Source organism: Burkholderia sp. APQ4-4ca, from assembly GCF_057837105.1.
Genome location: NZ_JBYQCG010000246.1, coordinates 76,759 through 89,801 on the forward strand (window position 1 = coordinate 76,759; position 13,043 = coordinate 89,801).

Sequence of the window (13,043 nt, forward strand, 5' to 3'; positions counted from 1 at the left end):
CAGTCATACCAACACCTTGCTGTCATTTGATCCGGGTTGGGATGCAGCCACTGTAAGCCATCTGTCACGCCTTTCCCATTCGGCCGTTCGGCCATCCTCCCGCCCCGCCAGCCCCTCACAACCCCTCCGCAACATTCGTCAACAATCACTCCACAAATGAGAACAAGAACGCTTCTCATTCAACAAGAAATTACATAGAATGCCGCCTGAAAACAAATCGTAATAATTCCCGGCGGCATGCACATTTCCGCAATAACCGCCCCGGGGCCACATCGCGAGGTCGAAGCGCACCATGAAGTCCCGTCCCGACGAGCTGAAGCTCGGTAAATTCACCACCCTGTGCAGCGTGCTCGCCGCGAGCCCCGCGTTCGCCGACGGCACGCCGCCCGCGACGCCCGTCAGCACCGACGGCCATCTCGCGCCGATCGAGATCCAGGGCAAGACCGAGCACAGCTACAAGGCCGACTTTTCCGCTTCCGCGAAATTCACCGCGCCGCTCGTCGACACGCCGAAATCCGTCACCGTGATCCCGCAGGAACTGATCCAGAACAGCGGCGCGGCGACGTTGACCGAAGCGCTGCGCACGGTGCCCGGCATCACGTTCGGCGCCGGCGAAGGCGGCAACCCGCTCGGCGATCGTCCGTTCATCCGCGGCTACGACACGCAGGGCAGCATGTTCGTCGACGGCATGCGCGACACGGGCGCCACCACGCGCGAGATCTTCAACACCGAGCGCGTCGAGATCACCAAGGGCTCCGACGGCGCGTACGGCGGCCGCGGCGGCGCCGGCGGCAGCATCAACCTGATCACGAAGGCCCCGCACCTCGGCACGACGGCCGCCGCGAGCGCGGGCCTCGGCACCGACCGCTATCGCCGCTTCACCGCCGACGGCAACTGGCAGTTCGCCGATCACGCCGCATTCCGCCTGAACCTGATGAGCCACAACAACGACGTGGCCGGCCGCGACGCCGTCAACAACGAGCGCTGGGGCGTCGCGCCGTCGATCGCGTTCGGCCTCGGCACGCCCACGCGCGTGACCGCGAGCTACTACCATCTGCAGACGGACGACATGCCCGACGGCGGCATCCCGTACTTCTACACGACGTCGAACAAGCCCGCGAACGTCGGCACGATCTATCCGGCGCCCGTCGATCGCCACAACTTCTACGGCCTGATCGACCGCGACTTCCGCAAGACCACGTCCGACATCAGCACGATCAGGATCGAACACGACATCACGCCGAACCTCACGGTGCGCAACACCACGCGCTACACGGAATCGACGCAGGACTACATCTGGACACAGCCGGACGACAGCCAGGGCAACGTCGTGAACGGCAAGGTCTGGCGCCGCAACAACAACCGCGACAGCTCGATCAACAGCCTCGCGAACCTGACCGAGCTGTTCGGCGAATTCCGCACGGGCCCGTTCAAGCACAGCTTCACGACGGGCATCGAGCTGTCCCGCGAATGGGGCAAGCGCGATTCGTACAAGGTCGCAACCGACACGGGCAAGATCTGCCAGAAAGGCATCGGCGCCGCGTCGGGCTACAACTGCACGAGCCTCTGGTCGCCGAACCCGAACGATCCGTGGGCCGGCTCGATCACGCGCAACAACGACTACGCGCATGCGCGCACCACGACGAAGTCGATCTACGGCTTCGACACGATCGAGATCACGCCGCGCTGGCAGGTCAACGCCGGCGTGCGCGTCGACGACTACTCGACCCGCTTCACCGATACCAAGGCGAATGGCGGCAAGACCACGACGCGCGACGACACGCTCGTCAACTGGCAGGCCGGCCTCGTGTTCAAGCCCGCACAGAACGGCAGCATCTACGCGTCGTATGCGACGTCGTCGACGCCGGCCGGCATGCTGCTCGGCGAAGGCAGCGAAACGCAGTCGCTGACGCCGGGCCGCGGCGGCGTCGGCCCGAACGCCGACCAGATGGCGCCCGAGAAGAACCGCAGCATCGAACTCGGCACGAAGTGGAACGTGCTGAACGACAAGCTGTCGCTGACGGCCGCGCTGTTCCAGATCGACACGACGAACGCACGCGTGACGCTGCCGAACAACCAGTACGCGATGGTCGGCAACAAGCGCGTGCAGGGCCTCGAGCTCGGCCTCGCCGGCCAGATCACGAAACAGTGGCAGGTGTTCGGCGGCTACACGTACATGAAGAGCGCACTGCGCGACAACGGCAAGGACGCCGCGAACAACGGCAACCGCTTCCCGAACACGCCGAAACACAGCCTCACGATGTGGTCGAACTACGACGTCACGCCGAAGTTCACGGTCGGCGGCGGCGCGTTCTACATGTCGGAAGTGTTCGGCGACCCCGCGAACCTGCGCGCCGTGCCGTCGTACTGGCGCTTCGACGCGATGGCGCAGTACCGGATCAACAAGAAGCTCGACCTGCAGCTGAACGTGAACAACCTGTTCAACCGCACGTACTTCGATCAGGCGTATCCGGCGCACTATGCGTCGATCGCGCCGGGCCGCTCGGCGTTCGTCACGCTGAACGCGCGCTACTGATCGATGGAGGCCGTGTCGCTGAAGGCGCTCGCGTCGGTATCGCCGCGCGAGTTCGCCGACATCCTGGCCGGGCCGCCCGAGCGCGCCGCCGCGTGGGTCGCGGCGGCGGCCGACCACGGCATCGTCGACGCGCAGGCCGTCTACGGGCAATACCTGCTCGACGGGCACGGCGTCGCACGCGATCCGGCCGCCGCGTTCAACTGGTTCCGGCACGCGGCGCGGGCCGCCCACCCGATGGCGATGAACATGCTCGGGCGCTGCTACGAGTTCGGCTGGGGCACGGCCGCCTGCGCGCCGGTCGCCGTGTACTGGTATCGGCTCGCCGCGCAGGCGGGCCTCGACTGGGGCATGTACAACTACGCGACCGCACTTGCGCTCGGCAACGGCGTCGACGAGAACCGCGCCGACGCGCTCGACTGGTTCCGCCGCGCGGCCGCGCTCGGCCATGCGAAATCGATCAACCTGATCGGCGGCTTCTACGAGGACGGCTGGGTCGTATCGGCCGATATCGACGCCGCGTTCGACCACTATCGCCGTGCGGCCGAAGCCGGCGATTTTCGCGGCCAGTTCAACTATGCGCGGCTGCTCGCCGAACGCGGGCGCGTCGACGAAGCGCTCGCCTGGCTCGCGCGCGTGCCGGCCACCGCGACGCCCGCGTTCATCGCGAAGATGCGCGCGTATCTCGTGTCGTCGCCGCTCGACGCTTTTCGTTCGGCGGCCATGCAATTGACGCCGCACGCATTGGAACCCGCATCATGATGCTTCATATCCCCGGCGTACTGACCCAAGCACAAGTCGCGCAATGCCGCGACCTGCTCGATGCCGCCGAATGGGTCGACGGGAATGCGACGTCCGGCGCGCAATCGGCGCTCGCGAAACGCAATCGGCAATTGCCGGAAGGTTCGCCGGTCGCGCGCGCGGTGGGCGACGCGATCCAGGATGCGCTCGCCCGCCATCCGCTGTTCTTTTCGGCGGCGCTGCCGCTCAAGGTGTTTCCGCCGCTGTTCAATCGCTATGCAGGCGGCGAGACGTTCGGCACGCACGTCGACAACGCGATCCGGCTGCTGCGCGGCACGGATTTCCGCGTGCGCAGCGACCTGTCGGCGACGCTGTTTCTCGAGGAACCCGACGCGCACGACGGCGGCGAGCTGTGCGTCGAGGATACGTACGGCGTGCATCGCGCGAAACTGCCGGCGGGCGATCTCGTGCTGTATCCGGCGTCGAGCCTGCATCACGTGACGCCTGTGACGCGCGGTGAACGCGTGGCGTCGTTCTTCTGGATTCAGAGCATGGTGCGCGACGATGGCGATCGCACGCTGCTGTTTCAGCTCGATACGCAGATTCAGGCGCTTTCCGCGGAAAAAGGCGCGAAGGACCCGATGGTCATTTCCCTGACCGGGATTTATCACAACCTGTTGAGGAAGTGGGCGGATGCGTAGCGGGAGCCGGTCATGCCCCACGGCGCTTGCGCCGCGTCGAAATGCGGGTCTAAAATGACCGTCGTCAAATGACCATGCTCATATCATGATGCCGCACGCTCCCGTATCGAAATCCGAATTCAAGGCTCGCGCACTCGAATACTTCCGGCTCGTCGAGGCGTCGGGCGAAAGCCTGATCGTCACCGACCACGGCAAGCCGACGCTCGAGATCCGGCCGTATCGCTCGCGCGAAGCTCAGCCGTTGGACATATTGCGCGGGTCGGTCATGCGCTACGACAATCCTCTCGATCCGATTGCGGAAGATGATTGGGAGGCGTCGCGGTGATCGTGCTGGATACGCATGCATTGGTGTGGTGGGTGGCAGGCGACCCTGCGCTCAGCAAGAAGGCGAGAAGCGCGATCGATCGCGCACGGAGCGAAGGCGCGCTCGCCGCATCGGCCATCTCCGCGTGGGAAATCGCGATGCTGGTGCGCAACGACCGCCTCGCATTGACGATGGATGTCGACGCGTGGCTCGCCACCGTCGCGCAAATCGACGGCATGCGGTTCGTGCCGATCGATGCCGACATCGCCGCGAAATCCACCGATCTGCCCGGCACGTTCCACAAGGATCCGGCCGATCGCATGATCGTCGCGACCGCGCGGCGGCTCGGCGCACCGCTCGTCACTCGCGACGAAAAAATCCGCGCATACGCACACGTCAAGACGCTCTGGTAGGCGTCGCCCGCCCGTGGGTCGAACTACGGCGCATCTTCCGCCCCACTCCCGCATATTGGCGATTCGTCCGACCAACACGACCGCGGCCGGCCCATCCCATATCGGCCAGCGGCCCGCAGCCGTCGTCGCGCCAAGTGCCCGCGCCGGCTTAACGCATTACCCGTCCGAATGGTGGCACGGGTCGTTCGGCGATCGCTATTGGGCCACCCCGCAGAACGAATCGCATGCAATTTACAGTCCTGTCGACGAAAGCATGCTCGAAGAAGCCTCGCGGTGACGGTTTTCCCGATTCGACATGCGTGACTCGGTAACATTCTCACTTGCCGATCCCCGTGTGCTACCGCACAATCGCAGCACCTGCCTCACTCCCCGCACGCCGATGTCCTATGCGTCACTCGCGACCGGCGTCCTGCTCGCCGGCGGCCTTGGTCAACGCTTCGACCCGACCGGCCTGCACAGCAAGCTGCTCGCCCGGCTTCCCGACGGCACGCCGGTGGCGGTGGCCGCCGCCCGCCATCTCGCGGCTGCCACCGCCGACGTGATCGCCGTCGTGCGCCCCGGCGCCGAAAAGCTCGCGATTCTGCTGAACGAAGCCGGCTGTCAGGTCGTCTATGCACCCGACGCGCTACGCGGCATGGGCGCGAGCCTCGCGGCCGGCGTCCGCACCGCGCCCGATGCGAGCGGCTGGCTCGTCGCGCTCGGCGACATGCCGTGGATCGCGGCTTCCACTTACGAAACGGTCACGCGCGCGCTCGAAGCCGACGGCGCGTCGATCGTCGCGCCCGCGCATCGCGGCGTGCGCGGCCATCCGGTCGGTTTCGCCGCGCGCCACTTCGAGGCGCTCGCCGCCCTCGACGGCGACGCGGGCGCCCGCGCGCTGTTCGCCAGCGCGCCGGTGACCCTGCTCGACGTCGACGACCCCGGCATCCTGCGCGACGTCGATACACCGGCGGATTTGCGCTGACGTCGATTGCGCGGGCCCGCGGGCTCCCGCCCAAACACCGCCAACAGGCGGATTTCTCCGACGATCGACAACCCGTCGCAAGAATCCCGCTGCAAACGCGCGACCGATTGGCTATAACGAAGACGAGGCGCGTCCGCCGCGCCACCCCGTCACGCACGCCACGAGTTCTCCATGAGCGACCACACGACCCCAACGCCCGAGCCACCGGCCGACCCGAACCGAGATCCGGAAGACGATCCATTCTCGTCGCCGCCCGGCCATCACGACAACCCGCAGCAGCCGGACGGACCGCCGAGCAAGGATCCGGTCTAGCCGCACACCGCCCCGCTCCGCGAATGCAGCGCGCCACTACCGTGGCGCGTCTAGCGCGCCGTATACCCGCCATCGATCGGCAGCGACACGCCGCTGATCATCGACGCCGCGTCGCTCAGCAAAAACAGGATCGGCTCGACGACTTCGTCAGGCTGCGCGAAGCGGCCGAGCGGAATCGCGGCCAGCATCGGCGCGCGCTTCTCCGGTTCGCTCCACGCGAACTGCGCCATCGGCGTGAGCGTGACGGTCGGGTTCACGCTGTTCACACGAATGCCGTACGGCCCGAGTTCGATGCACAGCACGCGCGTGATCGCGTCCATCGCCGCCTTCGACGCGCAATAGCTCAGATGCGCGGGCAGGCCGACGAGCGCCGCTTGGCTCGATACGTTGACGATGCTGCCCCGTGCGTTCGCCGCGCCGCGTCCGTCGCGCTCGATCATCTTGCGCGCCACGGCTCGCGCGACGAGCGCGGCGCCGCGCGCATTGACGGCCATCACGCGATCGAAATGCGCGGCGTCGACCTCGAGCGCCGGTTCGAGCGACGCGATCCCCGCGCAATTGACGAGGCCGTCGAATGCCTCGTACGAGGCGAGCGCGGCATCGATCGCGTATTCGTCGCCGCCGACATCCATGCGCAACGTTTCGCACGCAATCTCGCCGGCAAGCGCGTCGAGCGCGGCCATGTCGCGCGCCGCCGCGACGACGCGCGCGCCTGCGTGCGCCAGCGCGACCGCGCACGTGCGGCCGATGCCGCTCGACGCGCCCGTGACGAGCACCGTTGACCCGCCGAAATCGAATCGTGTGTTCATGATGATGTGCCCAGCCTGTGCATGATCGGCTTGAGTGCCGGATACAGCGCCGTGTAGAGCGCAAAACGCGCGTCGTACGTTTTCGCGCGCTCCGCATCGGGCCGTGCGCGCTCGATGAGCGTGACCCAGCCGCCCTGCGCGTCGTCGCGCGACACGAGCCCTGCCCCGACACCGGCGAGCAGCGCCGCGCCCATCGCGGCTTCGACGTCCTGCTCGATCGTCCACACCGGAAAACCCGTCACGTCCGCGATGATCTGCATCCACAGCGCCGAATGCGCGGCGCCGCCGACGACGATCAATCGATTATCCAGCGCCACCGCGCCACGGCGGCCGGCCTCGATGTTGTGGCGCAGTGCGAACGCGACGCCTTCGAGCACCGCGCGATAAAGATGCGCACGCGTATGCGCGAGACTCAGCCCGACGAACGCGCCGCTCGCCTTCGCATCCCACACCGGGCTGCGCTCGCCCATCAGATACGGCAGGAACAGCACGCCGTCGGCGCCGGCCGGCACGCGCTCGGCCGCCTCCTCGAGCAGCACGTGCGGATCGCCGTGCGACAGCAGCCGCGCCGCATCGATTTCCGCGTGACAGAACTGGTCGCGAAACCACGCGACCGACGCGCCGGCCGTGATCGCGCCGCCGAACACGTACAGGTCGCGCTGGCCGTCGAACACGTGCGGCATGCTGACGAGGCCGTGTCGCGCATCGACGTGCCGGCTCACGTAGCCCCAGCACATGCTGGTGCCGATCATCGCGACGTGCTGCCCGGCACGCGTCGCGCCGGCCGCGAAGGTCGCCACCGCCGCATCGACGCCGCCCGCGACGACGGGCGTGCCGGCCGGCAGCCCGAGTTGCGCGGTCCATTGCGACAGCAGGCCGCCGACGACGTCCGTCGAATCGACGAGCCGCTCGGGCATCATCGTCGCCGGAATGCCGAGCATGTCGAGCGCGTCGTCGGACCATTCGCGGCGCGCGACGTCGTACACGCCGCCGATATTGCCGGCCGAACTGTGATCGACCGCGACTTCGCCGGTCAGCAGGTAGATCACGTATGCGTTCGGCGGCAGGAAATAGCGCACGTTCGCCCACACGTCCGGCCGCTGGTCGCGCAGCCACAGCATCTTGGTGAAGCCGTAGTAGCTGTCGACGCCGTTGCCGGTGATCGCGCGCAGCCGCTCGACGTTCACGTGTTCGTCGACCCAGTCGACTTCCGCGGTCGCGCGCCGGTCCATCCAGATCAGGCACGGATGCAGCGGCCGCATGTCGATGTCGACCGGGATGCCCGAGCCGCCGTACAGGCTGCTCACGCACACCGCCCGAATCGCATCGGCCGGCACGCCCTGCGCGCGCGCGTCGCTCACGCAGCCCGCGATGCAGTCGAGCACCGCGTCGAACCACACCTGCGGCCACTGCTCGGCCCACAGCGGGCGCGGCGTATCGGGCTGGTAGCCGGCCGAGCGTCGCGCGACGATCGTGCCGTGCCGGTCGACCAGCAGCGCCTTGGTGCTCTGCGTGCCGATGTCGACGCCTATCACGTATTCCATGATGTCTCCGGTGAGGCGCGCGCCGGCTGTCAGCGGGCCGGCTTCAGCAGCACCTTGATCGATTCGGGCGATTTCGCGACGCGGATCGCGTCGTCCCACTCCTCGAGCGCGAAACCGTGCGTGACGATGCCCTTCGACGTGACGAGCCCGCGCGCGAGCAGGTCGATCGCGACCGGATAGCAGTATGGCCCGAGGTGCGCGCCGCGTACGTCGAGCTCCTTGCGGTCGCCGATGATCGACCAGTCGACGGTCGCATCCTCGCCGAACACGCTGAATTCGACGAAGCGCCCCAGCTTGCGGATCAGGTCCAACCCCTGGTTCACGCCGACCGGCGCGCCGGTCGTCTCGATGTACACGTCGCAGCCGTAGCCGTCGGTGAGCGCGCGGACGATCTCGCGCGCGTCGTCGCGTTGCGGGTTGATCGTCACGTCGGCGCCGTACTGGCACGCGAGTTCGAGCCGTTCGTCGATCAGGTCGATCACGACCAGCTTCTTCGGCGTCTTCAGGTGCGCGACCTGCGTCATCATCAGCCCGAGCGGGCCCGCGCCGGCGATCACGACGACGTCGTCGAGCTGCACGTCGCCGCGGTTCACGGTATGGATCGCGCACGACAGCGGCTCGATGATCGCGGCATCCTCGAGCGATACGCCGAACGGGATCTTGTGGACGATCGCGGTCGGCGGAATGCGCATGTACTCGGCCATCCCGCCGTCGGCGACCTCGCGCTGGAAGCCGAAGATGTTGTGCACCTCGCACATCCAGTACTGGCCCGACTTGCAATAGCGGCACTTGCCGCACGGCACGATCTGCTCGGCGATCACGCGGTCGCCCGGCGCGACGCCGAAATGCTCGGCCGCGCCGTCGCCGAGCGCTTCCACATAGCCGAAGAATTCGTGGCCGGGAATCACCGGCGCCTTCACCCACGGGCTCGGTCCGCCCCAGAACATCTTGGCACCGGTGTAGCACTTGCAGTCGCTCGCGCAGATGCCGCACGCGGCGATGCGGATCACGAGCTCGTTCGCGCCGGGATGCGGCATCGCGACCTGTTCGACGCGATAGTCCTCGGGGCCGTGGCAGACGACCGCGGTCATGCGCGGCTGGGCTTCGGGTGTCGTCATGAGTTGTCTCTTTCCTGAATGATGCGGAGGACGGATGAATCAAGCGTTACCGCGATCGCTCGCGGCTGATATAGATCGCGAGCAGGATGATTCCGCCCTTGATCACGTTCTGCACGTACGGGTTCACGCCGATCATGTTCAGTCCGTTGTTGAGCACGCCGAGCAGCAGCGCGCCGACCAGCGTGCCGAGAATCGCGCCGCGCCCGCCGGAGATCGACGTGCCGCCCATCACGACGGCCGCGATCGCGTCGAGCTCGAAGCCCACGCCCGCGTTCGGCTGGCCGCTCATCAGGCGCCCGGTCAGCACGATCGCGGCGAGCGCCGACGTGAGCCCGGCCAGCGTGTAGACGATCAGCTTCACGCGCGCGACCCGCACGCCGGTGAGCCGCGTCGCCTGTTCGTTGCCGCCGATCGCATACACGTAGCGGCCGAACGGCATCCGGTCGAGCAGCAGCCATGCGATCGCATAGACCGCCAGCATGATCAGCACGGGCGCCTGGATGCCGAGCACCTTGCCGCTGCCGAAGAACGCGACCCAGTCGGGCAGCCCGTCGATCGGATAGCCGCCCGTATAGATCAGCGCGAGGCCGCGCGCGATGCCCATCGTCGCGAGCGTGACGATGATCGGCGGCATCCCCGCGAACGCGACGAACACGCCGTTCAGGAAGCCGAAGCCGAGCCCGACCGCAATCCCGATCGCCAGCGCGGCGACCGCGTTGACACCCGCGACCATCAGCCCGGCCGCGAGCGTGCCCGACAGCGCCATCACCGAGCCGACCGACAGGTCGATCCCGCCCGTCAGGATCACGCAGGTCATGCCGACCGCGATGATCGCGTTGATCGAGACCTGGCGCAGCACGTTTTCCAGGTTCGCCGCGGACAGGAAGCTCGGGCTCGCGATCATCATCGCGATGCACACGACGATCAGGCCGACGAGCGGATAGAACAGCGTCGAGCGGCGCAGTTGCGCCCACATCGGGCGCGGCGGCGGCGCGTCGCCGGCCGCGGCCGCGAGCGTCGTGGAACGCGTGGAAGAAGAATCAGGCAGGTTCATGGGTCGCTCCTCGCGTGCCGGCCGTGGCATAGGTCATGACCGTGTCGGGATCGATCTCGTCGCCTTCGAGCGTCGCCTCGATGCGGCCCTGCCGGAACACGGCGACGCGATCGCACATGCCGACGATTTCCGGCAATTCGGACGAGATCATGATGATGGCGTAGCCGCGCGCGGTGAGTTCGCGCATCAGCCCGTAGATGTCGGCTTTCGCGCCGACGTCGATGCCGCGCGTCGGCTCGTCGAAGATCAGCACCGACGTGTGATGGTTCAGCCAGCGCGCGATCACGACCTTCTGCTGGTTGCCGCCGGACAGCGTCGCGACCTCGGTATGGATCGACGGCGCCTTCACGCCGACGCGGCGCATCACGTCGTGCGTGGTGCGCGCCTCGCCGCGCCGGTCGATCAGCCAGCGCATCGACCGGTACTTGCCGAGGTTGTTCAGCGAGATGTTGTCGCGAATCGAGAACGACGTGACGAGCCCTTCCGTCTTGCGGCTTTCCGGCAGGATGCCGATACCGGCACGCAGCGCATCGGCCGGATCGGCCAGCCTCGCCGCCGCGCCGCGCACGCGCAGTTCCTTGCGATGCGCACGCGTCGCGCCGATCACCGCGAGCGCGGTTTCCGTGCGCCCCGAGCCGACCAGGCCCGCGAAACCCAGGATCTCGCCTTCATGCAACGCAAAGCGGTTCACCGGGCCGTCGCGCTCGATCTGCAGCGCATCGACTTCGAGCACGGCCGGCGCGTCGGCCGGCACGACCGGCTTCGGCGGAAAGCTGCTCTCGATCCGGCGGCCGACCATCATGCGCACCAGTTGCTCGACGTCGGTGTGCGCGACCTCGGTCGCCGCGACGTACTGGCCGTCGCGCAGCACCGTGATGCGGTCGCACACCGCGAAGATCTCGTCGAGGTGATGCGAGATGAAGATCATCGCGACGCCCTGCCGCTTCAGCTCGCGCATGATCGCGAACAGGTGCTCGGCCTCGGCCGGCGTGAGCGTGGCGGTCGGTTCGTCGAGGATCAGGATGCGCGCGTCGAGCGACAGCGCCTTGCCGATCTCGACGAACTGCTGCTGCGCGACCGACAGCGTGCGGATCGGCGCATCGAGATCGATCGTCACGCCGAGCCGTGCGAAGATGGCGGCCGCCGCGGCGCGCATCCGCTTGCGGTCGCGCGCGCCCCAGCGGTTGCGCAGCTCGCGGCCGAGGAACAGGTTGTCGACGGCATCGAGGTGCGGAATCAGGCTGAACTCCTGGAACACGATGCCGACGCCGGCCGCGACGGCGTCGTGATAATCCGCGAAATGGCGCGCGGCGCCGTCGATCTCGATCGTGCCGGCATCCGGCTGGTGGATGCCGCACAGGATCTTCATCAGCGTCGACTTGCCCGCGCCGTTCTCGCCGAGCAGCGCATGAATCTCGCCGCGCGCGATCTCCAGATGAATGTCGGACAGCGCCTTCACGCCGGGAAAGCTTTTCGTGATGTGGCTGAGCCTGAGTATCGTGTCCATCGGCTTCTCCGTGCGAAGGGCGCGGCCCGTGCCGCCGCCCTTCGCGTCGCGTCGCACGTCGTTCACCAGCTGAAACCCTTCGCGTTGCCGCGATCGACGACCTTCACGTCGACGGGAATCGCCTTCGGCACCGTCGCGCCCCACTTGCGCGCGATCGCGATGCCGAGCGCGATGCGCACCTGGTCGGCCGGGAACTGCGCGGTCGTCTCGATGAACTTCGAGTTCGGCTTCTGGATCGCGGCGATCGCCTCGGGCGCGCCGTCGACACTCGTCAGCTTGATGTCCTTGCCGGAACCCTCGATCGCGGCGAGCGCGCCCATCGAGCCGCCGTCGTTCACGCTGAAGAGGCCCTTCAGGTTCGGATGCGCGGAGATCATGTTTTCGGTGACCGACAGCGCGGTCGCGCGCTCCTGCTTGCCGTTCTGCGTATCGACGAGCTTCACGTTCGGGAATTTCGCGAGCCCGGCCTTGCAGCCGCGCACGCGTTCGAGAATCGGCACGACCGGAATGCCGTCGAGGATCGCGACCTCGCCGCTGCCGCCGATCGCCTTCGCGAGGTATTCGCACGACATCACGCCCGCGTCGTAATTCTTCGAGCCGACGAACGAATCGACCGGGCCGTTCGCGTTCGCATCGACGGCGACGACCACCGCGCCGGCCTTCTTCGCCTGCGTGATCGCCGACTGGATGCCGGTCGAATCGGTCGGGTTCACGAGCAGGATGTCGATCTTCTTCTGCAGCATGTCCTCGACGTCGCTCACCTGCTTGCTGACGTCGTGATGCGCGTCGGTGACGACGACCTGCGCGCCGATCGACGCGGCCGCGTCGTTCAGCGCCTTCTGCATCGTCACGAAATACGGATTGTTCAGTTCCTGGAACGTCATGCCGATCCGCAGCGGCGCGGCGTGCGCGGCGGCGGGCAACAGCGCCGCGACGGCGAGCGCAGCAACGGCCGCCAGGCGGGCGGCGCGACGGGGGGATGAAGCGGGCGATGCGTGCGTCATGACGGTGTCTCCAGAATTGTGTGCGGCTTTTTCGTGGGT

The 13,043-nt window shown here is 67.4% G+C and carries 13 protein-coding genes; 7 read left to right on the forward strand and 6 right to left on the reverse strand.

The window, feature by feature from the left end:
* Positions 1 to 292 precede the first annotated feature (292 nt).
* The 7 genes from AC3IFE_RS34280 to AC3IFE_RS34310 all read left to right on the forward strand — a co-directional run bounded on the left by AC3IFE_RS34280 (position 293) and on the right by AC3IFE_RS34310 (position 5,968).
* Positions 293 to 2,536 carry a TonB-dependent receptor gene (locus AC3IFE_RS34280; RefSeq protein ID WP_489194869.1) on the forward strand — a complete coding sequence of 748 codons (2,244 nt, stop codon included), beginning with the start codon at positions 293 to 295 and terminating at the stop codon, positions 2,534 to 2,536.
* A 3-nt stretch (positions 2,537 to 2,539) separates the two neighbouring features.
* Positions 2,540 to 3,295: a tetratricopeptide repeat protein gene (locus AC3IFE_RS34285; protein WP_489194871.1), complete on the forward strand. Its 756-nt coding sequence runs from the start codon at positions 2,540 to 2,542 to the stop codon at positions 3,293 to 3,295.
* Positions 3,292 to 3,975 carry a Fe2+-dependent dioxygenase gene (locus AC3IFE_RS34290; RefSeq protein ID WP_489194873.1) on the forward strand — a complete coding sequence of 228 codons (684 nt, stop codon included), beginning with the start codon at positions 3,292 to 3,294 and terminating at the stop codon, positions 3,973 to 3,975. Before AC3IFE_RS34285 ends, AC3IFE_RS34290 begins: the two co-directional genes overlap by 4 nt.
* 85 nt (positions 3,976 to 4,060) lie before the next feature.
* Positions 4,061 to 4,300, forward strand: coding sequence for a type II toxin-antitoxin system Phd/YefM family antitoxin (locus AC3IFE_RS34295; protein ID WP_021158157.1), 240 nt, complete (start codon positions 4,061 to 4,063; stop codon positions 4,298 to 4,300).
* Positions 4,297 to 4,692, forward strand: coding sequence for a type II toxin-antitoxin system VapC family toxin (locus AC3IFE_RS34300; RefSeq protein ID WP_089470610.1), 396 nt, complete (start codon positions 4,297 to 4,299; stop codon positions 4,690 to 4,692). Before AC3IFE_RS34295 ends, AC3IFE_RS34300 begins: the two co-directional genes overlap by 4 nt.
* 379 nt (positions 4,693 to 5,071) lie before the next feature.
* Positions 5,072 to 5,656, forward strand: a complete 585-nt coding sequence (locus AC3IFE_RS34305) for a nucleotidyltransferase family protein (RefSeq protein WP_089470190.1) — start codon at positions 5,072 to 5,074, stop codon at positions 5,654 to 5,656.
* Between the two features lie 171 nt (positions 5,657 to 5,827).
* Positions 5,828 to 5,968, forward strand: coding sequence for a hypothetical protein (locus tag AC3IFE_RS34310; protein ID WP_012339712.1), 141 nt, complete (start codon positions 5,828 to 5,830; stop codon positions 5,966 to 5,968).
* Between the two features lie 50 nt (positions 5,969 to 6,018).
* Here the strand turns inward: AC3IFE_RS34310 and AC3IFE_RS34315 are convergent, their stop codons facing one another.
* The 6 genes from AC3IFE_RS34315 to AC3IFE_RS34340 form a co-directional block, all read right to left on the reverse strand.
* Positions 6,019 to 6,777, reverse strand: a complete 759-nt coding sequence (locus tag AC3IFE_RS34315; protein WP_089470191.1) for an SDR family oxidoreductase — start codon at positions 6,775 to 6,777, stop codon at positions 6,019 to 6,021.
* Complete coding sequence (locus AC3IFE_RS34320) at positions 6,774 to 8,321, reverse strand: FGGY-family carbohydrate kinase (protein ID WP_489194877.1); 1,548 nt, start codon at positions 8,319 to 8,321, stop codon at positions 6,774 to 6,776. Before AC3IFE_RS34320 ends, AC3IFE_RS34315 begins: the two co-directional genes overlap by 4 nt.
* A gap of 29 nt (positions 8,322 to 8,350) precedes the next feature.
* Positions 8,351 to 9,439 (reverse strand): alcohol dehydrogenase catalytic domain-containing protein, encoded by a 1,089-nt coding sequence (locus AC3IFE_RS34325; protein ID WP_089470193.1) that lies wholly within the window; start codon positions 9,437 to 9,439, stop codon positions 8,351 to 8,353.
* A gap of 46 nt (positions 9,440 to 9,485) precedes the next feature.
* Positions 9,486 to 10,493 carry an ABC transporter permease gene (locus AC3IFE_RS34330; protein ID WP_089470194.1) on the reverse strand — a complete coding sequence of 336 codons (1,008 nt, stop codon included), beginning with the start codon at positions 10,491 to 10,493 and terminating at the stop codon, positions 9,486 to 9,488.
* Positions 10,480 to 12,000: a sugar ABC transporter ATP-binding protein gene (locus AC3IFE_RS34335; RefSeq protein ID WP_301738149.1), complete on the reverse strand. Its 1,521-nt coding sequence runs from the start codon at positions 11,998 to 12,000 to the stop codon at positions 10,480 to 10,482. The genes AC3IFE_RS34330 and AC3IFE_RS34335 overlap by 14 nt, the downstream gene beginning before the upstream one ends.
* A gap of 62 nt (positions 12,001 to 12,062) precedes the next feature.
* The gene (locus AC3IFE_RS34340; RefSeq protein WP_006485848.1) at positions 12,063 to 13,004 is read right to left on the reverse strand and encodes a substrate-binding domain-containing protein; all 942 of its coding nucleotides are present in this window, start codon (positions 13,002 to 13,004) and stop codon (positions 12,063 to 12,065) included.
* Positions 13,005 to 13,043: the final 39 nt, after the last annotated feature.

Excerpts from the sequence above, each read along its gene's own strand:
- AC3IFE_RS34280 (WP_489194869.1), top strand. The coding sequence starts at position 293 with ATGAAGTCCCGTCCCGACGAGCTGAAGCTCGGTAAATTCACCACCCTG.
- AC3IFE_RS34285 (WP_489194871.1), top strand. The coding sequence starts at position 2,540 with ATGGAGGCCGTGTCGCTGAAGGCGCTCGCGTCGGTATCGCCGCGCGAG.
- AC3IFE_RS34290 (WP_489194873.1), top strand. The coding sequence starts at position 3,292 with ATGATGCTTCATATCCCCGGCGTACTGACCCAAGCACAAGTCGCGCAA.
- AC3IFE_RS34295 (WP_021158157.1), top strand. The coding sequence starts at position 4,061 with ATGATGCCGCACGCTCCCGTATCGAAATCCGAATTCAAGGCTCGCGCA.
- AC3IFE_RS34305 (WP_089470190.1), top strand. The coding sequence starts at position 5,072 with ATGTCCTATGCGTCACTCGCGACCGGCGTCCTGCTCGCCGGCGGCCTT.
- AC3IFE_RS34310 (WP_012339712.1), top strand. The coding sequence starts at position 5,828 with ATGAGCGACCACACGACCCCAACGCCCGAGCCACCGGCCGACCCGAAC.
- AC3IFE_RS34315 (WP_089470191.1), bottom strand. The coding sequence starts at position 6,777 with ATGAACACACGATTCGATTTCGGCGGGTCAACGGTGCTCGTCACGGGC.
- AC3IFE_RS34320 (WP_489194877.1), bottom strand. The coding sequence starts at position 8,321 with ATGGAATACGTGATAGGCGTCGACATCGGCACGCAGAGCACCAAGGCG.
- AC3IFE_RS34325 (WP_089470193.1), bottom strand. The coding sequence starts at position 9,439 with ATGACGACACCCGAAGCCCAGCCGCGCATGACCGCGGTCGTCTGCCAC.
- AC3IFE_RS34330 (WP_089470194.1), bottom strand. The coding sequence starts at position 10,493 with ATGAACCTGCCTGATTCTTCTTCCACGCGTTCCACGACGCTCGCGGCC.
- AC3IFE_RS34335 (WP_301738149.1), bottom strand. The coding sequence starts at position 12,000 with ATGGACACGATACTCAGGCTCAGCCACATCACGAAAAGCTTTCCCGGC.
- AC3IFE_RS34340 (WP_006485848.1), bottom strand. The coding sequence starts at position 13,004 with ATGACGCACGCATCGCCCGCTTCATCCCCCCGTCGCGCCGCCCGCCTG.